Consider the following 20851-nt stretch of genomic DNA (forward strand, 5'->3'; position numbering starts at 1 on the left):
GCCCGGAATGCCGCTGCGGCCCTGTGGGGGCAACCCCGGCCGCGCCGGTGACGACCTCAGGGGGACATCCCTCTCCCCCACGAGGAGATCACCATGCGCAGACACCTGGTGCGGCTGCTCACCGTGCTCGCCGTGCTGGCGGCGGCGTTCGCCACGCCCGGCCTGGCGTCCGGCAAGGCGCGGGCCGCCGACGACTGGAATCCGCCCGCGCACCTCGCCCAGCCCCTGAACGAGGTGTGGAACCACGTCGAATCGACCTACGGGAACCTGTACGGCTTCCGGAATTACGGCTGGGACCAGGTCATGGCCAACCGGGGCAGCGTCAACTACTGCGTGCGCTGGGAGTCCGACGCCCCGGTCAGCGCCGCCCTGCGCGACCGGATCCACGCGGCGCTGAAGAGGCAGTTCGGCAAGTGGATGTCCGCGATGGTGGTGAACGGCAAGGGCCACAACGCCTGGCCGTACACGAACGTCCCGGTCAACATCGTCGGCTGGGCCGTGAAGAACCGCTCCACCCTGCAGTGGACCGACAACTCCGTCGACATCTACGCGGGCGTCCTCGACGGCGGCGGTTCCCCGCAGTGCGCCCCGGACTGCGGGCGCTTCTTCCACCAGGACGGCAACTACTCCAAGTGCCCGGGCGGCGCCGCCCGCCACTACGACCAGTCGCTGTGGCTGACCAAGGGCTTCCAGGGCGGCGCGGGCGGCGACTGGGGGCAGCGCATGGGCCAGGAGTACTTCACGGGCGCGCTGAACCAGGAGAACATCCACATCTACCTGCACGAGGTGGGGCACACCTTCGGCCTCGACGACTTCTACGACTGGTCGCCGACCGGCCAGTGCTGCTTTCTGATGAAGGCGGGCAGCGCCGCGCAGATCACCGAGTTCGACACGTGGATGCTGCGCGACTTCTGGCGCCATCTGAAGAGCCGCTACGGTCTGTGACCGTCGGCGGGGCGGTGCGGGCGGCACCGGCCTCCGTGCCGCCCCGCGGCGTACGGTGGATATGCCGCGGGTATGTCGCAACCGGTGGCCGAACCGGCCTCGCCGCCCCTCCGCAGCAGGAGTCCCCCGATGACGTCCGCCTCTTCGCCCCCGCCGTCCGTCCCCGCCCCGTCCGGGGTCCGGCTACGGATCGCGGACCCGGCGCGCCAGGGCCGCACGGCCCGCCGGATCGACGGGGCGTGGTGGCCCCGCTCGTACGACCTGGCCGCCGAACTGCCCGGGCTGCTCGGCGGGCTGCCGGGTGCGTGGGGCCGGATCGGCAGCGTGCTGGTCAACGGGGACACCTGGCCGGAGTGCCCGGAACGGATGGTGGTCGCGGGCCAGGCGGTGCACGTGGGGCGCACGGACTCGCCGACCGCCCCGCACACCGTGTGCCTGCTCGCCCCCGGCCGGGGGCGCTGGGACCTGCTGGTGGTGCCGCCCGCCACGGACGAGGCGGAGGCCCTCCGGGTCATGGAACGGGCCGTCACGCAGGGCGTCTGACTCAGCGCGCGAGCAGCACCAGGGCCAGGGCGGCCAGCGCCGGGACGGTCTGGACGAAGAGGATCTTCCTGCTCGCCGTCGCGGCGCCGTAGAGCCCGGCGACCGCCACGCACACCAGGAAGAACACGGACACCTGGAAGCCCACCGGGTCGGACGCCACCGCGCCCCACGCCAGGCCGGCCGCGAGGAACCCGTTGTAGAGCCCCTGGTTGGCCGCCAGGGCCTTCGTCGAGGCGGCGAACTCGGCACTGGTACCGAAGGCGGCCCGGGCCCGCGGTGAGGTCCACAGGAACATCTCCAGCACCAGGATGTAGGCGTGGAGCGCGGCGAGGGCCAGTACCGCGATGGTGGCAAGCATCGACATGCGCACATCATCACAGACCCCACCGGCCCCGCCCCCGCCGATCCGCTCCCCATCCGGGCCGTCAGGCCTTCGCCCCTCCCCGTTCGGGCCCGCCCCGGAGGCGGGCCGGTTCCGGGGGTGGCAGATTGCGGCCAGAGGAAGGCCGGGTCCGGCCGTCGCGTCCCCGCGTGTGCCGCTCGGGAGCCGGGCCCGGTCTTCCCACCCCGGTGGCACGCCTACGGCGCGATGGCCTTGCGCAGGGTGTGCAGGCACAGGGTCAGGGCCGAGTGCTTGGGGGTGCCGGTGGTGCGGGTGTGCTCCCAGGCCGTGTACAGCAGGGCCCACACCAGGTTGCGGACCCACTCCTCGTGGAGCTCGGCGTCGATGCTGCCCTCGGTGTGACCGCGCCGGACCGTGTGCAGGAAGTGCCGGTCGGCGGGGGTGTCCTCGTCCCAGTCGGACCAGTTCGTCAACTGCGGGGTGTCGAACATCAGCGTGAGGCCGTCGCCGAGTTCGAAGTACTCCTGGCAGAGCCGCTCCAGCGCCGTGGCGGCCGGGCCGTCGTCGAGCCGGGCGCGCTCGGTCGCCGCCTCGACCTTGTCCAGGACGTCCGCGCTGATCGCGGCGAGCAGGTCGGACCGCTCGGGGAAGTAGCGGTGGACCGTCGTACGCCCCACACCCGCCGCCGTGGCGACGTCGCCGAGGGACGCGGTCGGGTCGCCGGCCAGCAGGGCGACGGCGGCGTCGACGATGGCGCGACGCGTGCGTGCCCGGGTTCCGCTCTCGGCCGCCACGGCCCGCTCCTCACCCATGCCGCATACGGTAGCGCGCCTTCCAGGATGAAAATCGATTGACCTTTATGGAACAGTGGTGTTCCACTCGGCGTCATGACTGTTCCGGAAAGCGCGTCCCCCAAGCTGTCCGTCCCGCGGCTGCGGGTCCTCTGGTCCTTCGCCCGCCCTCACCGGGGCGCGCTGGTCCTGGCGCTCGGCCTCGCCCTGGTGGGCTCCGGGATGGGGCTGGCCACGCCGATGGTCACCAAGGGCGTGCTCGACGCGCTCGGCGGATCCGGGTCCCTGCGCGGGCCGATCCTGGCCTTGCTCGCCCTGCTGGTCGTCGGCAGTGCCGTCATGTACTGGCAGTGGACGCTGCTGGGCGCGCTGGGGGAGCGTGTGGTGCTCGGGGCCCGCGAGTCGATGGTGCGGCGCTTCCTGCGGGCCACGGTCCCCGCCGTCACCCGGCGCCCGCCCGGCGAGCTGGTCACCCGCGTCACGTCCGACACGGTCCTGCTGCACCAGGCCGCCACCGGCGCCCCGGTCGGTCTGATCAACGCGGTGGTCATGCTCTTCGGGACCCTGATCCTCATGGGCGTCCTCGACCTGATGCTGCTGGGGACGGCCGCGGCGGCCGTGGCGGTGGTCGGCGTCCTGTTCGCCGTCCTCATGCCCGGGATCGCGACCGCGCAGCAGCGCGCCCAGGACCACCTCGGGCGGCTCGGCGGGAACCTGGAGGGGGCGCTGCGCGCGATCCGGACGGTGAAGGCCGGCCGGGCCGAGGGCCGCACGGCCGAGCGCATCGTGGCCGACGCCCGCACCTCCGCCGAGCACGGCGTCCGCGCCGTCCGCCGCGAGGCCCTGGCCTGGACGATCGCGGTCGCCGGCATCCAGCTCGCGATCATCCTCGTCCTGGGCGTCGGCGCCTGGCGGGTATCCGAGGGCGCCCTGGAGGTGTCCAGCCTCATCGCGTTCCTGCTCTACGCCTTCGGCCTGATGGACCCGATCAGCGAACTCAGCCAGAACATCACGGCACTCCAGTCGGGGATCGCCGCCGCGGAGCGGATCCGGGAGACCGACGCCCTGGAGTCGGAGGGACCGGCCGCGGACCAGGTCCGCGCACCCGCGCCGGCGCGGGCGGCGGTCGCCGAGGACACTCCCGTACTGGAACTGCGGGACGTCAGCGCGGCCTACGGCCCCGGCGCCGACCCGGCGGTGCGCGGCGTCTGTCTGGCGATCCCCCGCCGCGGGCACACGGCGATCGTCGGCCCCTCGGGCGCGGGCAAGACCACCCTGTTCTCCCTGGTCCTGCGCTTCCTGGAACCGACCGGCGGCGAGCTGCTCCTGGACGGCCGCCCGTATCGCGACCACTCCCACGACGAGATCCGGTCGCGCCTGGCGTACGTCGAGCAGGACACCCCGGTCGTGCCCGGGACGATCCGCGACAACCTGCTGCTGGCCCGTCCCGGCGCAGCGGACGAGGAACTGCGCCGCGTTCTGCACGAGGTGCGGCTGGCCGAGAAGGTCGACGCCCTGGACGAAGGGCTCGACACGCCCCTGTCCGGCGCGGCGGTCTCCGGCGGTGAGCGGCAGCGCATCGCCCTGGCCCGGGCCCTGCTGCGCACCCCGGACGTGCTGCTCCTGGACGAGGCGACGGCCCAGCTCGACGGGCTGACCGAGGCCGCCGTGCAGGCCTGCGTGCGCGCCCGCGCGGCGACCGGCGCGGTCGTCACCATCGCCCACCGGCTGTCGACCGTGATCGACGCGGACACCATCGTGGTACTGGAGGCGGGCCGGGTCCGTGCCCGCGGCGGCCATGCGGAGCTGCTCGCGACGGACGCGCTGTACCGGGAGCTGGTGGAGGCGCTGCGCATCACGCCGGACCCGCAGGCGGCGTGACGGCGTGACGGCGTGACGGCGTGTCAGTGACCGGCGGCCGGTTTTCGATCATCCCTCGGAAGGATGTAAGGACCGTCCGCCGCCCAAGACGATGATCCCGACCTGTTCGAACACGACCGAGTCGAAAACCGGCACGGTCGAACATCGAAGTACTCGCACAACGACGTACTCGAACACCAGGGAAGGGACAAGCAGTTGCGCATCGCACGGCTCCTCGGAACCGTCCTGGGCACCACCTTGCTGACCACCACCGCCGTACTGACCTCTCCCGCGCAGGCCGGCCCCGCCGCCCCCCGGGACGCCGTGTCCCTGGACGGGCCCGCGCTGCGCGACTCGCTGGACGCCGTCCACGAGGCGGGCATGTACGGCGTCTTCTCGTCCGTCCGGGACGGCGGCGAGAAATGGACCGGCGCCTCGGGAGTGGCCGACGTGGCCACCGGACGGCCCGTCACACCGGACATGCGCCAGCGGGTGGGCAGCATCAGCAAGACCTTCACCGCCGTGGGTGTGATGCAGCAGGTGGAGCGCGGCCGGATCCGGCTCGACGCGCCCGTCGGCGACTACCTCCCGGAGCTGATACCCGGGGAGCGCGGCCGGGAGATCACCGTCCGCATGCTCCTGAACCACACCAGCGGCATCGGCGACTACGTCGCGGGCGCCTTCCCCTCCCTCACCCGGAACTCCCCGGCCAGCCTGGAGGAGGAACGCTTCCGCTCCATACGCCCCGCGGAACTGGTCAGGATGGGCCTCGCGGCCCCCGCGACCGGACGCCCCGGTGCGGTGCCCGGCTCGTACTCCAACACCAACTACGTCGTCGCCGGGCTGCTGTTGGAGAAGGTCACCGGCCAGAAGGCGGGCACCTACCTCACCCGCCACGTCATCGACCGGGCCGGGCTGCGCCACACGTACCTGCCGCGCACCCCGTACATCAAGGGGCCGCACCCGCGGATGTACGAGTCGTGGTTCGGCCTGCTCGACCCGCCCCGCGACTTCAGCGTCTACGACATGTCCTGGGCGTCCACCGCGGGCGCGGTCGTCTCCACCACCGGCGACCTGAACCGCTTCTACCGCGCCCTGCTCGGCGGGAAGCTGGTCGGCAAGGCATCCCTCGACGAGATGACGCGCACGGTCCCCGTCTCCGGCATGGACTACGGCCTCGGCATCTACGCCCTCGAACTGCGCGGCTGCGGCCGCTTCTGGGGCCACGACGGGGCGGTGTTCGGCGCCGGCACGATCGCGCTGTCCAGCCGGGACGGCAAGCGCCAGGTCGCCCTCGCCCAGAACCTGATGAAGTACCAGGAGCTGGACGAGAACGGCCGTCCGAAGCTGCACCCGATCGACGAGGCCATCGCCGCGCACGTGGTCCGCGCGCTCTGCCCCGAGGCCCCCGCGTCCGGAATCAACCATTCTCGGTTGACCAAGAGTCTCAGGTTTGATCAGCTGTCTCACTAGCCGTGTTCGATTCTGATCGAGCACTTCATGGCTCCCTGGGGGGGAGCTTGTGACGAGTTGGGGAGTTTTCTTGATGCATCACGGTTCCGCCGTGCCGCGCCGCGCCAGACTCCGGCGCGGGGCCGCGGCCCTGACCTTCGTGGCGCTGACCGCCGGTACCGCCCTGACGGGCGCTCCGGCCGCGACGGCCGCCGGCAGTGCGGCGCTCGCCGGGACGGCGTGCACCCCGACGGAGGGTTTCTCCGGCTGCCGGCTGTTCGATCCGAAGACGGGGACGCAGGAGTTCACGGTGCCGTCCGGCGTGACGGGCCTGGACGTACGGGCCTGGGGACAGGGCGGCGGCGGCAACTCCATGGCGAGCGGCGGTGCGGGCGGATTCGTCGCCGGCACCCTGAAGGTCACCCCCGGAGAGGCGCTGAGCATCGCCGTCGCGGGGCTGAACGCCGGTGACGCCCTCGGCGGCAAGGGCGGCAGCAACTTCGCCGACCGCGGCGGCAACAGCAGTGCCATCCGCACCAGCGGCGGCTCGGCGCTGGTCGTCGCCGGCGGCGGTGGCGGCGGTGGCGGCGACATGGCGCACGGTCAGGCGGGCGCCGCCGGTGGCGAGTCCGGCCAGGACGCCTCGGAGAAGGACCGCGGCGGCAAGGGTGCCACCGGCGCCAAGGGCGGTGCGGGCACCGGCAACGGCGCCGCGGGCGCAGACCAGGCCAAGGGCGGTGCCGGCGGGGCCGGCGGCGTGGGCCGTTACGGCGGTGGCGGCGGCGGTGCCGGTTACGCGGGCGGTGGCGGCGGCACGGGTGCCGAGACCGGCTCGTCCACCGGCAACGACCCCACCACCGGCAGCGGTGGCGGCGGCTCCAGCTACGCGGAACCGGCCCGGGTGGACGACGCCCGGCTGGTCGTCGGCAGCGGCAACAAGGCACCGGAGAAGAACGACCCGTTCTGGGCCCCCTCCGGCGACCCGGTCAACTCCGGTGTGGCCGAGGGCGGCGCCAACGCGCCCGGCGGCCCCGGCCGGATCGTCCTGCAGTGGCGGGGCCTGCCCGTCGACCGGCTGGCCCAGGTCACCGGCACCGACGTGACGACCCAGCCGGGCACCGACGTCAAGCCGCTGGCCGTGCTGGCCCAGGGCAAGGACGGCAAGCCGGTCGCGGACGCTTCCGTGACGTACACCATCGAGGACCCGGACGGCCTGAAGCCGTTCTTCTACCTCACCGGCGGCCCCGACGACGACCAGACGGTCGTGGCGACCGACGCGCAGGGCCGTGCGCAGTCCCCGTGGATCGGCCTGGGCAGCCGCAAGGAGGGCTCGTTCACCGTTCGGGCGAAGACCCTGGGCGCGTCGACGGCCTTCACCGTGCGGGTCAAGGAGTCCCCGTACACCGTGAGCGCCTCCGACGGCGACAAGCAGAAGGCCGAGCAGGGGCAGGACTTCGCCGATGCGCTCGTCGCCCGGGTGGTCAAGTCGGGCAAGACGGCACCGGCCGGCACGGAGGTGGAGTTCCGCGTCGAGGACACGGCCGAGGACGCTCCCCGCTTCGAGGGCGAGGACCGGGTGGTCCGCGTGAAGACCGACGACTCGGGCAAGGCGACGGCCCCGGCCCTGACCGCCGGTGAGGGCACGGGCACGTACACCGTGGCCGCCTCGGTCGGTGACGCCATGACCCAGTTCGCGGTCGAGGTCGTCGAGGGCGACGGCTCGGAGGAGCCCGGCCCGGGTGACGGGTCCGGCTCCCCGTCCCCGAGCCCCACGGCCGACCCGAGCCCGTCCGCCGAGCCGAGCCCGTCGGCGAGCGGCACCTCCGGCACGACCGGCGGCGACGGCACCTCGACCACGGGCGGCACGTCGACGAACCTCGACGGCGGCAGCCTCGCCTCCACCGGCGCGGGCGGCATCGGCCTGCTCCTCGCGGCGGCCGCGGGCCTGGCCGCGGTGGGCTTCGCGGCGTTCCGCTTCGCGCCGCGCCTGAAGCTCCGGTCGCGCGACGACGTCTGACGTCCGGCCACGGAGACCGCCCGCCCCCGGCTGACGGGGTCGGGCGGTCTTCGTCTCGTTTTGCGGAAACTTTGCCCGTGGGTCGGGCGTTGGAAGGGTGTGCGCGCGTGAGCGGGTGCGCCAGATGAGGCCGACTAGTACCGAGGTGACGTCAATGGCAGTGTGGGACCGGCTCAAGGACCAGGCCAAGGCTCTCCAGCAGAATCAGGGCGGCCGGGGTGCGACGACCGGCGGGCACAGCGGCGGGGCGAGGTCCGGCGGTGGCAGCAAGGCCCAGCTGGTCGGCCTGCTGAAGACGCAGCTCGGGTCGCTGAAGAACGAGCTGAAGAGCGGTGCCTACCGGGACGCGAGCATGGCGATGTGCGCCCTGGTCGCGGCGGCCGACGGGCAGGTGGATCCGGCCGAGCGCCAGCAGGTCGAGTCGATGATCCTCAGCAACGACGTGCTGCAGAACTTCCCGCCGGAGCAGCTGCGCACGCGGTTCAACAAGCATGTGGACCAGCTGACGGCCAACTTCCAGTACGGCAAGACCGAGGCGATGCAGGAGATCGCCAAGGCCGCCAAGAAGCCTACGGAGGCCAGGGCCGTGATCCAGACGGGCATGGTCATCGCCGGTGCCGACGGCCACTTCTCCCAGGCCGAGGCGACGGTCCTGCGTGAGGCCTGTGCGGCGCTGGGGGTGTCCCCGGCCGAGTTCCAGCTCTGAGGGGGTGAGCCGGGCCCCGCTGCTCGGGGAGCGCGGGTCGTCCACGCCCAGGCGGGCCGCCGCGCCGATCACGGCGTCGGCGGCCGGTGCCGCCGCAGGTCCGCGTCGGCCGGGCGGGAGCGCGGCGATGCGGGCCGTGCCGGTGATGCCGGCGACGGCCAAACGGCCCCGGCCGGGACACTCGACGCGGCTCGTCGCACCCCGGCACAGGCCGCGACGTCGCCGCGACCTGTGCCGTCGAGGATCGCCGGGGGCCACCCGGCGGACCATCGCCGCCCTGCGGCTCCCGGGGAGGCCGTCGCCGTCTATAACGGGGCCATGATCTTTCACGTCGTACCGAGCACCGTCTGGGCCGGCGCCGCCGGCCGGTCCTACGCGCCCGACTCCCTCGCCGAGGAGGGCTTCGTGCACTGCTCCCCGGACGAGGCGACCACGCTGGCCGTCGTCGACGCCTTCTACCGCAACGCGCCCCGGCCCCTGCTGGTGCTCGCCCTGGACGAGGCGCGGCTCGCCGCCAGGGTGGAGTGGGAGGCGGCGGCCCCCGCTCCGCCGCCCGGGGTCGCCGGGGACGTCCTGTTCCCGCACGTGTTCGGCCCCCTCGACCGGGACGCCGTCGACCACGTCCTGGAGGTGCTGTTCGACGGGGAGGGCCGGGCCTCGGAGCTGCGTACGGCAGGATGACCGGGTGATCGAACAGAAGTCCCCACAGCCCGACCCCTCCCCCGCCCTGCGCCCCGTCCGGGGAGCGGCCCGCTGCGCCGTCGCGGCCCTCGCCCTCGCCGGGGCCGCCTGGGTGGCCCGGGCCGTCTGGCACATCCGGCTCGCCACGGCGGGACAGCCGGCCTCCGGCCTGCCCGACCAGGGTGACGGCGTGCACCGGCCCCTGAACCCCCTGGAGGACTCCTACCACTTGGTCGCCTCCGTGGGCAGCGCCGTCACGGCCGTCTGCGTGATCGTGTTCCTGCTCTGGCTGGACCGGATGAGGGACAACGCCAAGGCCCTGTCGGGCGCGGACCCGCGCTACGGCTACCCCTGGATCTGGGTGGGCTGGATCGTGCCCGTCGTGAACCTGTGGATACCCCGGGGCATCGTCGCGGACATCCACCGCTCGGTCTTCCCCGAGCGGCGGCTGCCCGCCGTCGTGAACTGGTGGTGGGGCCTGTGGCTGGCCGGTCTGGCCGGCGGCGTGGGGATCATCTACTCGGACGACACGGACGAGGTCATCGCCCGCGCCTACGACGGCGTCCTGCCCCTGCTCACCGCCGACCTGGTGATCGTCGCCGCGGCCGGAGCCGCCGCCCTCATGGTCCACACGCTCACGACGGCGCAGCAGGAGCACATCGCCGGCCGGGGCTACTGACCGGGCCGCAGCGGCCGGTGCACCGACACGGCGAAGGAGGCCGTGACCGGCAACGGCGTCCCCAACCGCCCGGTGCGGTCGCGCAGTTCCGCAGCGGTGAGGTGATGCGCGGTCGGACTCATGCCCACCAGGCGGGTGATGTCCTCGGCCGTGAGCCTCATCGCGTACTCCAGCGGCTCGGTGCGATCGAGCCGGAAACAGGCGTCCAGCGCCCGGCGCAGACGCTCCTCCTTCCTCGGGTCGACCGCCAGCAGCCCGACCGGGTCGTGCAGTTCACGCAGGTGCCGGGCGGTGGGGGTGACGACGAGCAGCGCGCCGTCCGGGCCGAGGACGCGGGCGAACTCGGGCCCGTTGCGGGGCGCGAAGACGTTGAGCACGAGGTCGGCGCAGCCGGTGCGCACCGGCCACGGCTGCCACACGTCCCAGCCGGCGGCCTCCGCACGGGCATGCGCGCGGGCCGCCGCGCGCAGGGCGGGCACGGAGCTGTCCAGCCCCAGGCCCAGGGCCGCGGGGAGGGCGTCCAGGACGGCCGCGAGGTAGTGGCCGGAGCCCGTCCCGGCGTCCAGGACGGTGGCGTCGGGCGGGGCCAGCTCTCCGGCGAGCCGCGCGAGGGTGCGGGCGAGCGGGTCGTAGTGGCCGGCGCCGAGGAACGAGGCGCGGCAGCGGACCATGTCGGGGGAGTCGGCGCTCGGGGCGCGCCGGTGGCCGGTCAGCAGGCTGACGTAGCCGTGGCGGGCGATGTCGAAGGTGTGCCGGTTGGCGCAGCGCAGGGCGCCGCGGGTGTGTTCGAGACCGGCGGGGCACTGGGGGCAGGTCAGCACGGACAGAAGTCGGTCGGACGGCATGCATGCTCCTCGGAACGCGGCGCACCGCCGGGCAGCGGGGTGCGCCGCGTGCGGCGGCGGACGGTGGGGCGTCGGCGCCCGCCGGACGGCCGCCGGGAACGGCAGCGGGGGCGGGAACGCCGAGGAGGGCGACGTGAGCGATTCACGTCGCCGTCCTCACCGCGGCGTCAGAGGAAGCAGTGGGGCAGGGCGTTGCATGCCAGAGCCATACGGCCAGGCTACCGGGCGCCTCCGCAGGCCACGACGAGCCGCCAGCCCGGGGCCGGCGACCGGCCCACCCTGCCTCCGCCCGCCTGAACTTCGGCGGCTATCGTCCGCTCGTGAGCGAACTGTCGGCTGTGTACCTGCCGGAACCGACCGTCGGACGGCTGCTGGGGTCGTGGCAGCCGGACGTCCCCGCCCTCCTGCTCGTCGCCGTGCTGGGCGGCCTCTACGGCTGGGGCGTCGTCCGGGTGCGCCGGCGGGGCGGGTCCTGGCCGCCGGCGCGGCTCGCCGCCTTCGTGCTGCTCGGGCTCGGGACGATCGTGGTGGCCACGATGTCGGGCCTGGCCGTCTATGACCATGAGCTGTTCTGGCCGGCCGCCGTGCAGAACGTCGCGCTGGATCTGCTCGCTCCGCTGGGCCTCGCCCTGGGCGACCCGCTGCGGCTCGCGGTGCAGGCGCTGCCGGAGGGCGGCGCGGGCCGGGTGCGGCGGGTGCTGACCGGCCGTCTGGTCCGGGTGCTGACGTTCCCCCTCGTCAGCACGGTCCTGGTGCTGGCCACCGAACTGGCCGTCTATGTCACGCCGTACTTCGCCACCGCGCTGCGCGTGGGCTGGCTGCACGAGCTGATGTACCTGCACCTGCTGGCGGCCGGCTGCCTGTTCGTGCTGCCGGTGCTCACCCGCGAGCAGGCCCTGCCCGCCTGGTGCACCCACCCGGTCCGGGCGGCCCTGGTCTTCCTGGACGGGATCGTCGACGCGCTCCCCGGGCTGGTGGTCATGACGCACGGCACCCTGATCGCGGGCGCCTGGTACCTGCACCACGCGCCGCCCTGGTCCCCCGACGTCCACCACGACCAGCAGGTCGGCGGCGGCGCCATGCTGGGCATCTCCGAACTGGTCGCGCTCCCCTTCCTGCTGGTGGTCCTCGCGCAGTGGGTGCGGGCCGAACGGGCCCAGACGGCCGTACTGGACCGGCGTCTCGACGGTGAACTCGCTCCCGCCGCCCCCGTGGCCGCCGCGCAGGGGCCCGCCGAACTGGTCCGGCCCTGGTGGGAGACCGAGGAGGGCGAGGTGGCGGAGCGGGTGCGGCGGCAGGGGCGGGGCGACTGACGCGGGCCGGTCAGCGGCTGCCGGCGGCCGGCCGGTCCGTGCTCGGGCGGGCCGCCGAGGGGACAGGGCGTACCGAGGTGGGGGTGGCCGACGGGGTCACCCCGGGGGTGCCGGGGTCCGCCGCACGGGGGGCGTCGGTGGCCGGGCGGGGCGTGCCCGGGGACGACGGGCGCGACGACTCGGACGGGGACGGTACCGGGGTGGGTGACGCCGAGGGGGTGGGCGGCGCCGTCCGCGTGGCGGGCGGGGCCATCGGGATCGTGGGGGTCGTGGGGCGTTCGGGTGCCGTGTGGCGCAGGGGGATGCTGATGAGGACGGCCGCGACGCAAGCCAGGCCCGCCCCGGCCGCGGTGCGCAGCAGGCGGCGGCGGGTCGCCCGGCGGCGGATCGTCTCGAACTGGCCGGGGGGCGCTCCCAGGTAGCCGGGGGAGGAGGGGCGCAGGATCACGGCGAGCGGGTCGTCGGGTCCGGGCTCCGGGCCGTCGTCGTCAAGGCGTGTGGTCAAGGCTTCTCCTCAGGTGGACGCGGAGCAGTTCCCGGGCCGCGTGCAGGTCGGCCTTGACGGTTCCTTCCTTGCGCCCGGTCAGTGCGGACACCTCCCGGATCGGCATGTCAGCGTAGTAGTGGAGCAGGATCGGGACCCGGAGCCGTTCCGGCAGCGACTGCACGAGCAGCCGCACCGACGGGTCCGCCTGTTCGGGGTGGGGGCGTACGGCGGCCTCCGAGGTGACGCGGTGCAGGGCCCGGCGCTCGCGCTCCAGCTTGCGCCAGTGGTCCCGGACCAGGTTGGCCGCGGTCACGTAGAGGAACCCGCGCGGCTCCTCCACGGACGTCCAGCGGGCCCAGAGCCGGGTGAACGCCTCCGAGGCGATCTCGTGGGCCGTCCCGTCGTCGTCGACGAGCCGGCGGCACCAGCCGGCGAGGCGCGGGTAGAGGGCGGCGAACAGCTCGGACGCTGCCTTCTCGCGGGACCGTTTCAACGCTCTCCAGGGGTGGGGGACTTCGCACCGCTCAGCGTCGCGAACACGATCACGTTGTCCGCGTAGCCGTCGCCGGTCCGCGCTCCGCCGCACGTGATCAGCCGCAGCTCCGGGCGGTCCACGTCCCCGTAGACGTCGTCCGCCGGGAAGTCGGTTTTGGGGACGGTCCGCACCGCCGTGACGGCGAACTCCGCCGCCGTGCCGTTCTCCAGACGCGCCGTGATCCGCTCACCCCGGCGCAGCCGGTCGAGGTGCCGGAAGACGCCGTCGCCGTACGGGCCGACCGTGACATGGCCGAGGAGCACCGACGGGCCGGTCTGGCCGGGTGTCGGCGAGTGCCGGTACCAGCCCGCCCGGTCGTGGGCCGTGACCGGCGGCACCTGCACCGTGCCGTCGGCCGCCAGGCCCAGCCGGATGACCGGGGTGTCGACGCCGATCGCCGGGATCAGCAGCCGCACCGGGACCGAACGGGCCGGTGGCCGCGCCCTCCTGGCCGGGACCGGCGAGGCGGTGGACTCCGGCCGCGCCGGGGTGGTCGCGGGGCCCGCGCACGCCGTCAGCAGGGACGCCGGCGCCCCGGCCATGAACGCGCGCCTGGAGAACGAGCTCATGCCCCGGTCGCCCGGCGGCGGCGTACGACGAAGACGGTGCCGCCGCCCAGGGCGAGCACCGCTGCGGCGCCCGCGCCGAGAGCCGTGCCGTCGTTCCCGGAGGCCGGGGACGCCGCCACACCGGTGTCGGGCGCGCCGCTCGGCACGCGGGAGACCTGCCCCTCGGCGGGCGCCCGGGTCGGTTCGTCACGGGCCGGCGCCGGGGTCGGTTCGGCCGCCCGGGTCGGTTCGGTGCTCTGCTCCGGGTGGGTGGTGGGCGCGGCGGACGCCGGGACCGGGCTCGGGGTCGTGGGCCCGTCCGCGAACGCGGGACCGGTGCCCATCAGTACGGCGGTGCCCGCGAGGGCCAGGGCACTGAGGACGGTTCGGCGCATGGAATCGCACTCCTTCGTCGGTCCGCCCGACGGCCGGGCGGGGTGACAGATCGTGCGGAGAGACGAGCCGGCGCCGGGGCGGGTTGTAAAGAGATGGCAAAGCCGCCGCTGGGGCTCCGAAATAACCTGTCGCGCGCGGGAGTCGGGGCCGCTAGCATCCGTCGCGATGACGACGACTCACTCTGTCAACAGATTGGGGGACCCGTCCGCGCAAGGTGAGTGCTGATGCTCACCGACCTCGCGAACGGGGACTTCCCGCTTTCCTTCTGGCCGCGCGTGCGCGAGTTCGCCGTGCCGCCCTCCATGATCGAGACCGCGACCGCGCGCCGTCGTGCCGGTGACTGGGCGGGCGCCTGTGCCGCCGCGAACTTCGACGTCGACCTCCAGCCGCGTCTCCTGGCCAGGCGCCACGGCCGGGAGTTCGCCGCCCGGCTCCGCGCCGACCTCCGGCACCTCGCCCCCGACCTGCTGCGCTGGCACATGCCGAGGATCGCCCCCGACGGGCTGCTGCGACCGGGCCTGACCATCACCCTGGCCCGCTACGGCACCACCGGCCCCGGAGCACTGCACCTCGTGGTGCGGACGCCGCCGGCCTGGGCGGACGCCGGCCAGCGGATCAGCCTCGCCCTGTGGGACGCCTCCCGCGCGCGGGAGGCCCACCGGCATCATCCGCACCCGCGCCCCAGCCGGCGCTTCCGGCTCGACCTGCACCGCCACCTGTGGGACGCGCGCCGGGCCGGTGAGCTGCGGGCGCGGTCCGGCGAGGGCGGTGCGTACCCGGATCCGGCCGGGCCGCCGCAGCTCGGACTGCGGTGCGCCGTCGACCGGTGGGCGGCCGAGGCGGAGATCCTGCTGCGGGCCGAACGACGGTCCGGCGGCAAGGTCTCCGTGCGGCTCGGGGCCCGCCACCGGGTCGTCCTGGAGGTGTCCGACGGCGGTGCGCGGACGGCGATGTCGTACGCACGCGCCCCTGACGCCTCGCTCCCCGTACTGCCCGACGCGGCGACCTGGGTGCTGCCCGACCTGGAACTGCTGCGGGCCGGGGCGATCGACGCGGGGCGGCTGCATCCGCTGGTCGCAGCGGCGCTGGGCGCCGAGCGGACCGCTCCCCCCGGCCTGCCGGAACGGGCGGGTGATCCCCGGGTGGTGGAGTGCCGGGGCGCCCGGCACCGGATCGGCCTGGTCGACGGCGCACTGGCCGCCCTCGACCACGACCCGGACGAGATCCGGCGGGAGGAACTGCTCGCCGCCTTCGGCGGTCCGCCGCTGCCCTGTCTGCGGGCCGTCGACGAGGCGCACCGCCGCCCCGACTGCCTCCCCGGCGTCCGCGAACGCCTCCACCACGGCGACATCGCCGGTGCGCTCGCCGCGGTCGAGAGCCTGCTCGGCCCCGAGGCGGTGCTGCGCGACGGCCCGCTGCGGGACGCGCTGGAGACGGCCGCGCGACGGCGCATCGCCCACGGGCTGTACCGCGCGGGCCTCGAAGGCCCCTCGCCCGGCAGCCGGCGCCCCTGGGACCGCCGCCGCTCCCGTGACGACGGCCCGCACCCACGCCACATGTGACCCGGCCCGACCCGGCCGGGGCGAACGCCCTTCCCCCGCCCTGCCCTTCATCCCACCGAGACGGCTCACCACCGGCACACAGGTGATCACTCATGCGCTCTGACACCCCGTTCCCGTCCGACACCGCCGCCCAGCTCGACGTGGCCGGTGACCTGCTGGCCCTGCTGCGCGACACCACCACCGAACCCCGCCCCGACACCCAGCTGGAGGCCCTCACCCTGGCCGTCGCCGCCGACCTGCCCGTGCTGCTGTGGGGCGAACCGGGCATCGGCAAGACCGCGGCCCTGACCCAGCTCGCCACGGCCCTGGACCTGCCGCTGACCACGGTGATCGCGAGCGTGCACGAGCCGTCCGACTTCTCGGGGCTGCCGATCGTCGGCGACGACCCCGCCGAGCAGGGCGTGCCGATGGCCCCGCCGGACTGGGCCGTGCGCCTGGTGCGGGCCGGGCGCGGGCTGCTGTTCCTCGACGAACTGTCCACCGCGCCGCCCGCCGTGCAGGCCGCCCTGCTCCGGCTCGTGCTGGAGCGGCGGATCGGCGCGCTGCGGCTGCCGCCGGGCGTGCGGATCGTGGCCGCCGCCAACCCGCGCTCCTCGGCCGCGGACGGCTGGGAACTGAGCCCGCCCCTCGCCAACCGCTTCGTCCACCTGCAGTGGACGCACGACACCGATGTCGTCGTCCGCGGCCTCGGCGGCACCTGGCCCCGGGCGACCCTGCCCCGGCTCGACCCCGAAAAGCTCCCGGAGGCCGTGGCCTTCGCCCGCCGGGCCGTGTGCGGGCTGCTCGCCGCACGCCCCGGGCTCACGCACCGGCTGCCCGGCGGCGAGACGCGCCGGGGCGGGCCGTGGCCGTCCCCGCGCAGCTGGGAGATGACGCTGCACCTGATCGCCTTCGCGACCGCCGCCGGCTCCTCCCGTGACGTCATCTCCCTGCTGGTGAGGGGCACCGTCGGGGACGGGCCCGGGCTGGAACTGCTGGCGAGCCTGGACCGGATGGACCTCCCGGACCCCGAGAGGCTGCTGGCCGACCCGGCCGGTGCGGTGCTGCCGGAGCGCGGCGATCTGCGGCAGGCCGCGCTGGACGGCGTCGTGGCCGCGGTGCGCAACCGCCCGGAGCGGCTGCGCTGGGACGCGGCCTGGGCGCTCCTGGTGAAGGCCCTGGAGACCGGCCCCCCGGACGTGGTGGTCGTCCCCGCCACCACGCTCGCCGCCCTGCGCCGCGACGACTGGGACGTCCCGGCGTCCATCGAGCGCCTGGCCGGGGTGGTGTCCCTGTCCCGGCGGGCGGACCGCACCACGGCCGCGGTCGCGGCCGCCGCCGCGGCGAAGGCGGGCCGGTGACGGCGGACAGCCGGGACCGCGGCCGGGGCGGGCCGACGGCGACCGACGCGCCTGGGGCGGCCCTTGGGCCGATGGTGACGGGTGTGCCTGGGGCGGCCCTTGGGCCGATGGTGACGGGTGTGCCTGGGGCGGCCCTCGGGTCGACGGCGACGGGTGTGCCTGAGGCGGCCCTTGGGCCGAAGGTCACCGGTATGCCTGGGGCGGTCCCTGAGTCGGTGGTGACGGGTGTGCCTGGGGCGGCCCTCGGGTCGACGGCGACGGGTGTGCCTGAGGCGGCCCTTGGGCCGAAGGTCACCGGTATGCCTGGGGCGGTCCCTGAGTCGGTGGTGACGGGTGTGCCTGGGGCGGCCCTTGGGCCGATGGTGACGGGTGTGCCTGAGGCGGCCCTTGGGCCGAAGGTCACCGGTATGCCTGGGGCGGCCCCTGAGCCGATGGTGACGGGTGTGCCTGGGGCGGCCCTCGGGTCGACGGCGACGGGTGTGCCTGAGGCGGCCCTTGGGCCGAAGGCCACCGGTATGCCTGGGGCGGCCCCTGAGCCGATGGTGACGGATGTGCCTGGGGCGGCCCTCGGGTCGACGGCGACGGGTGTGCCTGAGGCGGCCCTTGGGCCGAAGGCCACCGGTATGCCTGGGGCGGCCCCTGAGTCGGTGGTGACGGATGTGCCTGGGGCGGCCCTCGGGCCGACGGTGACCGGTGTGCCCGGGGCTGCACCTCGGCCGACGGCGACCGATGCGTCCGGAGCCGCCCCCGGGGCCCTCGACCGGGACAAGCTCTTCACGGCCCGCCTGCACGCCGCCCGCGTCCGCCCCTACCTCGCCACGGCCCTCTTCGCCCTGCACGTCGTCGAGTCGCGGCGGGTGCCGACGATGGGGGTCGACCGCTACTGGCGGTGCTACGTGTCGCCGGCGTACGTGGACCGCACGCCCGTCGAGGAACTGGCCGGTGTGTGGGTGCACGAGGTGTCGCACCTGCTGCGCGACCACCACGCCCGCAGCGACCGGGTCGCCAGCGAGCGGGGCCTGAACGGCCCGGGGGAGCGGCTGCGGATGAACATCGCCGCGGACTTCGAGATCAACGACGACATCTACGGCGACGGCCTGCCCCGTCCCGAGGGGGTCGTCGAACCGCGTCATCTCGGCCTGCCCGAGAACGAGTTGATGGAGGAGTACCTGCGGCGGTTCACCCTGGGGCCGGGCTCGCAGGACCTGGCCTGGCTCGACTGCGGCAGCGGCGCCGACGGCCTGGGCCGGGAGTGGGAACTGGGCCCGGACGGCGCGCACGGCCTGAGCGAGCAGGAGCGGGACGCGGTCCGCTTCCGGGTCGCGCAGGGCATCGCCGGACGCCCCGGCAGCGCCCCGCAGGGCTGGCGGCGCTGGGCCGAGGAGGCCTTCCACCCGCCCCAGCCGTGGCGGCAGCTGCTGGGCGCGGCGGTCCGCTCGGCGGCGTCCGCCCCCGGCGCCGGCGAGGACTACACCTACGGCCGCCCCGCCCGCCGCTCCACCGCCCTGCCCGGCACGGTCCTGCCGAGCCTGCGCCGCCGCCCGCCCCGCGTGTCCGTGGTCATCGACACCTCCGGGTCGGTCAGCGACGCCGAACTGGGCAGCGCCCTCCTGGAGGTGGCCGCGATCTCCCGGGCCGTGGGGGGCCGCCGTGACCTGGTCACCGTCGTGCCCTGCGACGCCTCCGCCGGCCTCGCCCACCGCCTGTGCCGCGCCGAGGGCATCCCCCTCACGGGCGGCGGCGGCACGGACCTGCGGGCCGGCTTCACCCGCGCCCTGAGCACCCGCCCGGCCCCCGACGTCATCGTCGCCCTCACCGACGGCCAGACCCGCTGGCCCGGCACCCGGCCCCCGTGCCGCACGGTGATCGGCCTGTTCCCGCGCCAGTACCGGAGTCACGCCTACGACGAGTCCGACCCCGAGTACGTCCCGGACACACCCCCGGCGTGGGCCCGCGTGGTGGACATCGGCTCCTGAACGCCCTACGGCCGGTGCAGCAGCCCCCGTTCCAGCGCCACCACCACCGCTCTCGTCCGGTCGTTGACGTCGAGCTTGGCGAACAGGCGGAGCAGGTGCGTCTTCACGGTGGCCTCGGCGATGACGAGACGGCGGCCGATCTCGGCGTTGGTGAGGCCGTCCGCGACCGCGTTCAGCACGTCCGACTCGCGGGCCGTGAGGGGGATCTGGGCGGGCTGGCGCATCCGGGCGACCAGGCGTTCGGCGACCCGGGGCGCCAGCACGGTCTCCCCGCGGGCCGCCGCGTGGATCGCGTCGGCCAGCTGCTCACGGGTGGTGTCCTTCAGGAGGTAGCCGATCGCCCCGGCCTCCACCGCGCGCTCGATCTCCGCGTCCGTGTCGTACGTGGTCAGGATCAGCACCCGGGTGCGGGGGAAACGCGCCACGATCTCGGTGGTCGTGGCCACGCCGTCCAGTACGGGCATGCGCAGGTCGACCAGGGCGACATCGGGTTCGTGGCGTGCGACGAGGTCGAGGGCGGTGCGGCCGTCGCCCGCCTCGCCGACGATCTCGATGCCGGTCCCGGAGGCGAGGAGGGCCACCACCCCGGCGCGCATGACGGTGTGGTCGTCGACGACGACGATGCGCAGCGGTCGGTCCGTCATGACGCGGCCCCCGGCGGTATCAGCGCCAGGACCCGGGTCCCGTCCCCCACCGAACTCGTCACCGTCAGCCTCCCGCCCAGTTCCGCCAGTCGCTTGCGCATGCCGTCCAGACCGAAGCCCGACGACTCCTCCACCAGGAACCCCGCCCCGTCGTCGGTGATTTCGAGCTCCACCCCGTACGGCTGCCGGGCCAGGACCACGCCGACCGTGGAGGCCCGGGCGTGCTTGCGGACGTTGGCCAGGGACTCCTGGGTGCAGCGCAGCAGCGCGATCCGGGTCTGCTGGTCGCACTCCAGATCCTCCAGTTCGGCGTCGACGGTGAGGCCGGTGTCCTCGGCGAAACGGTCCAGGGTGCGGCGGAGGGTCTCCGCCACCGAACCCGCCGCGGTCTGGTCCGGTCGCCGGCCCGAGCCGACCAGCTCGCGCGCCTCGGCGAGGTTCTCCCGGGCGGTGGACTCGATCGACCGCAACTGCTGGGCGCTGCGGGCCGGATCGGCGTCGAGCCCCGCCCGGGCGGCCTCGGCGAGCACGATGATCGAGGCGAAGCCCTGCGCGAGGGTGTCGTGGATGTCCCGGGCCATCCGCTCCCGCTCGTCCGCAGCGCCCTGGCGCTGGTGCGCCTCGGTCAACTCGGCCTGGGTCTCCTCCAGTTCCGCGAGCAGCCGGGCCCGTTCGGCGCTCTGCGCGACCACGGAGTGCGCCCACAGCCCGATCAGTGCCCCCACGGCGACGACGAGAAGCGTGGACACGAGGACCTCGGTGAAGAACTCCACCGTCCAGCCGTCGTCCCGCAGCACGCTCCCGGCCAGGGTCGCGGCCGTGGCGAGCCCCAGGAACACCATCGAGACCCTCGGTGTCCGCCCGAACAACCAGTAGTGCGGCAGGGTCACCATGAACAGGGCCGCGTAGTTGCCGCGCAGATACGCCAGCCCGCCCAGCGCCACCACCAGCACCGACAGGTACACCTCCGGCCGCACGACGGGGTTGGCGGGGAAGCGGTACAGGACCGCGTAGGACACCACTACCGCGCCGAGCAGGGCCAGCGCCGCGTACTTGCTCCCGCCGGGCCGGTCGATGGCGGCCAGGCCGACGGCCATCACGGCGAACAGCAGCCAGCACACCGCGTTCCAGCGGCGCAGCGTGGTGGTCCAGAAGGCGTCGGAGGCGGCCCCGGCGAGAGCGGTCATA

Annotated in this window: 21 protein-coding genes; 12 read left to right on the forward strand and 9 right to left on the reverse strand. The window is 74.6% G+C overall.

Annotated elements, in window-relative coordinates; genetic code table 11:
- Positions 1-93 precede the first annotated feature (93 nt).
- Positions 94-945, forward strand: coding sequence for a hypothetical protein (locus RFN52_RS20785; protein WP_184848079.1), 852 nt, complete (start codon positions 94-96; stop codon positions 943-945).
- A 129-nt stretch (positions 946-1074) separates the two neighbouring features.
- Positions 1075-1488 carry a DUF5994 family protein gene (locus tag RFN52_RS20790; RefSeq protein WP_184848080.1) on the forward strand — a complete coding sequence of 138 codons (414 nt, stop codon included), beginning with the start codon at positions 1075-1077 and terminating at the stop codon, positions 1486-1488.
- 1 nt (position 1489) lies between these two features.
- Here RFN52_RS20790 and RFN52_RS20795 read toward each other — a convergent pair whose 3' ends face one another.
- Both RFN52_RS20795 and RFN52_RS20800 read right to left on the reverse strand, forming a co-directional pair.
- Positions 1490-1852: a DUF1304 domain-containing protein gene (locus RFN52_RS20795; protein WP_184848081.1), complete on the reverse strand. Its 363-nt coding sequence runs from the start codon at positions 1850-1852 to the stop codon at positions 1490-1492.
- Between the two features lie 215 nt (positions 1853-2067).
- The gene (locus RFN52_RS20800; RefSeq protein ID WP_184848082.1) at positions 2068-2643 is read right to left on the reverse strand and encodes a TetR/AcrR family transcriptional regulator; all 576 of its coding nucleotides are present in this window, start codon (positions 2641-2643) and stop codon (positions 2068-2070) included.
- A 75-nt stretch (positions 2644-2718) separates the two neighbouring features.
- On the opposite strand from RFN52_RS20800, the gene RFN52_RS20805 reads away from it, so the two are divergent.
- The 6 genes from RFN52_RS20805 (at position 2719) to RFN52_RS20830 (ending at position 10017) form a co-directional block, all read left to right on the forward strand.
- Positions 2719-4503 carry an ABC transporter ATP-binding protein gene (locus RFN52_RS20805; RefSeq protein WP_311241007.1) on the forward strand — a complete coding sequence of 595 codons (1785 nt, stop codon included), beginning with the start codon at positions 2719-2721 and terminating at the stop codon, positions 4501-4503.
- Between the two features lie 195 nt (positions 4504-4698).
- A complete protein-coding gene (locus RFN52_RS20810) occupies positions 4699-5955 on the forward strand; it encodes a serine hydrolase domain-containing protein (RefSeq protein WP_184848083.1) in 1257 nt (418 codons plus the stop codon).
- Positions 5956-6028: 73 nt separating this feature from the next.
- Complete coding sequence (locus tag RFN52_RS20815) at positions 6029-7951, forward strand: glycine-rich domain-containing protein (protein WP_184848084.1); 1923 nt, start codon at positions 6029-6031, stop codon at positions 7949-7951.
- A 154-nt stretch (positions 7952-8105) separates the two neighbouring features.
- The gene (locus RFN52_RS20820) at positions 8106-8657 is read left to right on the forward strand and encodes a tellurite resistance TerB family protein (RefSeq protein ID WP_184848085.1); all 552 of its coding nucleotides are present in this window, start codon (positions 8106-8108) and stop codon (positions 8655-8657) included.
- Between the two features lie 318 nt (positions 8658-8975).
- On the forward strand, positions 8976-9338 hold the full coding sequence (locus tag RFN52_RS20825) for a DUF952 domain-containing protein (RefSeq protein WP_184848086.1): 363 nt from the start codon (positions 8976-8978) through the stop codon (positions 9336-9338).
- Positions 9339-9345: 7 nt separating this feature from the next.
- Entirely contained in the window at positions 9346-10017 is a 672-nt protein-coding gene (locus RFN52_RS20830; RefSeq protein ID WP_373308537.1) for a DUF4328 domain-containing protein, read from the forward strand.
- On the opposite strand, the gene RFN52_RS20835 is transcribed toward RFN52_RS20830, so the two are convergent.
- Positions 10011-10862, reverse strand: coding sequence for a putative RNA methyltransferase (locus RFN52_RS20835; protein ID WP_184848088.1), 852 nt, complete (start codon positions 10860-10862; stop codon positions 10011-10013). The two genes, RFN52_RS20830 and RFN52_RS20835, sit on opposite strands and share 7 nt — an antisense overlap.
- Before the next feature lie 320 nt (positions 10863-11182).
- Between RFN52_RS20835 and RFN52_RS20840 the strand changes: the two genes are divergently transcribed.
- Positions 11183-12175, forward strand: coding sequence for a cytochrome c oxidase assembly protein (locus tag RFN52_RS20840; RefSeq protein WP_374050171.1), 993 nt, complete (start codon positions 11183-11185; stop codon positions 12173-12175).
- Positions 12176-12185: 10 nt separating this feature from the next.
- Here RFN52_RS20840 and RFN52_RS20845 read toward each other — a convergent pair whose 3' ends face one another.
- The 4 genes from RFN52_RS20845 to RFN52_RS20860 are packed head-to-tail and all read right to left on the reverse strand — an operon-like array spanning position 12186 to position 14140.
- The gene (locus RFN52_RS20845; RefSeq protein WP_184848089.1) at positions 12186-12680 is read right to left on the reverse strand and encodes a hypothetical protein; all 495 of its coding nucleotides are present in this window, start codon (positions 12678-12680) and stop codon (positions 12186-12188) included.
- The gene (locus tag RFN52_RS20850; RefSeq protein ID WP_107456362.1) at positions 12664-13155 is read right to left on the reverse strand and encodes an RNA polymerase sigma factor; all 492 of its coding nucleotides are present in this window, start codon (positions 13153-13155) and stop codon (positions 12664-12666) included. Before RFN52_RS20850 ends, RFN52_RS20845 begins: the two co-directional genes overlap by 17 nt.
- Complete coding sequence (locus tag RFN52_RS20855) at positions 13152-13766, reverse strand: class F sortase (protein ID WP_184848090.1); 615 nt, start codon at positions 13764-13766, stop codon at positions 13152-13154. Before RFN52_RS20855 ends, RFN52_RS20850 begins: the two co-directional genes overlap by 4 nt.
- Positions 13763-14140 carry a Tat pathway signal sequence domain protein gene (locus tag RFN52_RS20860; protein ID WP_184848091.1) on the reverse strand — a complete coding sequence of 126 codons (378 nt, stop codon included), beginning with the start codon at positions 14138-14140 and terminating at the stop codon, positions 13763-13765. Before RFN52_RS20860 ends, RFN52_RS20855 begins: the two co-directional genes overlap by 4 nt.
- Positions 14141-14365: 225 nt before the next feature.
- Here RFN52_RS20860 and RFN52_RS20865 point away from each other — a divergent pair, with 225 nt between their 5' ends.
- The 3 genes from RFN52_RS20865 to RFN52_RS20875 all read left to right on the forward strand — a co-directional run bounded on the left by RFN52_RS20865 (position 14366) and on the right by RFN52_RS20875 (position 19019).
- Complete coding sequence (locus tag RFN52_RS20865; RefSeq protein ID WP_184848092.1) at positions 14366-15703, forward strand: hypothetical protein; 1338 nt, start codon at positions 14366-14368, stop codon at positions 15701-15703.
- Positions 15704-15795: 92 nt separating this feature from the next.
- Positions 15796-17043, forward strand: a complete 1248-nt coding sequence (locus tag RFN52_RS20870; RefSeq protein WP_184848093.1) for an AAA family ATPase — start codon at positions 15796-15798, stop codon at positions 17041-17043.
- Positions 17044-17693: 650 nt separating this feature from the next.
- Entirely contained in the window at positions 17694-19019 is a 1326-nt protein-coding gene (locus RFN52_RS20875) for a vWA domain-containing protein (RefSeq protein WP_374050172.1), read from the forward strand.
- Between the two features lie 5 nt (positions 19020-19024).
- Here the strand turns inward: RFN52_RS20875 and RFN52_RS20880 are convergent, their stop codons facing one another.
- Together RFN52_RS20880 and RFN52_RS20885 are read right to left on the reverse strand one after the other, a co-directional pair.
- Complete coding sequence (locus tag RFN52_RS20880; RefSeq protein ID WP_184848095.1) at positions 19025-19663, reverse strand: response regulator; 639 nt, start codon at positions 19661-19663, stop codon at positions 19025-19027.
- On the reverse strand, positions 19660-20850 hold the full coding sequence (locus RFN52_RS20885) for a sensor histidine kinase (RefSeq protein ID WP_184848096.1): 1191 nt from the start codon (positions 20848-20850) through the stop codon (positions 19660-19662). Before RFN52_RS20885 ends, RFN52_RS20880 begins: the two co-directional genes overlap by 4 nt.
- Position 20851: the final 1 nt, after the last annotated feature.

The organism is Streptomyces collinus (genome assembly GCF_031348265.1).
Lineage (GTDB): Bacteria > Actinomycetota > Actinomycetes > Streptomycetales > Streptomycetaceae > Streptomyces > Streptomyces collinus.

What these genes read in the sequence shown, in the direction of transcription:
- RFN52_RS20785 (WP_184848079.1), top strand. Translation starts at nt 94, where the DNA reads ATGCGCAGACACCTGGTGCGGCTGCTCACCGTGCTCGCCGTGCTGGCG.
- RFN52_RS20790 (WP_184848080.1), top strand. Translation starts at nt 1,075, where the DNA reads ATGACGTCCGCCTCTTCGCCCCCGCCGTCCGTCCCCGCCCCGTCCGGG.
- RFN52_RS20795 (WP_184848081.1), bottom strand. Translation starts at nt 1,852, where the DNA reads ATGTCGATGCTTGCCACCATCGCGGTACTGGCCCTCGCCGCGCTCCAC.
- RFN52_RS20800 (WP_184848082.1), bottom strand. Translation starts at nt 2,643, where the DNA reads ATGGGTGAGGAGCGGGCCGTGGCGGCCGAGAGCGGAACCCGGGCACGC.
- RFN52_RS20805 (WP_311241007.1), top strand. Translation starts at nt 2,719, where the DNA reads ATGACTGTTCCGGAAAGCGCGTCCCCCAAGCTGTCCGTCCCGCGGCTG.
- RFN52_RS20815 (WP_184848084.1), top strand. Translation starts at nt 6,029, where the DNA reads ATGCATCACGGTTCCGCCGTGCCGCGCCGCGCCAGACTCCGGCGCGGG.
- RFN52_RS20820 (WP_184848085.1), top strand. Translation starts at nt 8,106, where the DNA reads ATGGCAGTGTGGGACCGGCTCAAGGACCAGGCCAAGGCTCTCCAGCAG.
- RFN52_RS20825 (WP_184848086.1), top strand. Translation starts at nt 8,976, where the DNA reads ATGATCTTTCACGTCGTACCGAGCACCGTCTGGGCCGGCGCCGCCGGC.
- RFN52_RS20835 (WP_184848088.1), bottom strand. Translation starts at nt 10,862, where the DNA reads ATGCCGTCCGACCGACTTCTGTCCGTGCTGACCTGCCCCCAGTGCCCC.
- RFN52_RS20855 (WP_184848090.1), bottom strand. Translation starts at nt 13,766, where the DNA reads ATGAGCTCGTTCTCCAGGCGCGCGTTCATGGCCGGGGCGCCGGCGTCC.
- RFN52_RS20860 (WP_184848091.1), bottom strand. Translation starts at nt 14,140, where the DNA reads ATGCGCCGAACCGTCCTCAGTGCCCTGGCCCTCGCGGGCACCGCCGTA.
- RFN52_RS20865 (WP_184848092.1), top strand. Translation starts at nt 14,366, where the DNA reads ATGCTCACCGACCTCGCGAACGGGGACTTCCCGCTTTCCTTCTGGCCG.
- RFN52_RS20870 (WP_184848093.1), top strand. Translation starts at nt 15,796, where the DNA reads ATGCGCTCTGACACCCCGTTCCCGTCCGACACCGCCGCCCAGCTCGAC.
- RFN52_RS20880 (WP_184848095.1), bottom strand. Translation starts at nt 19,663, where the DNA reads ATGACGGACCGACCGCTGCGCATCGTCGTCGTCGACGACCACACCGTC.
- RFN52_RS20885 (WP_184848096.1), bottom strand. Translation starts at nt 20,850, where the DNA reads ATGACCGCTCTCGCCGGGGCCGCCTCCGACGCCTTCTGGACCACCACG.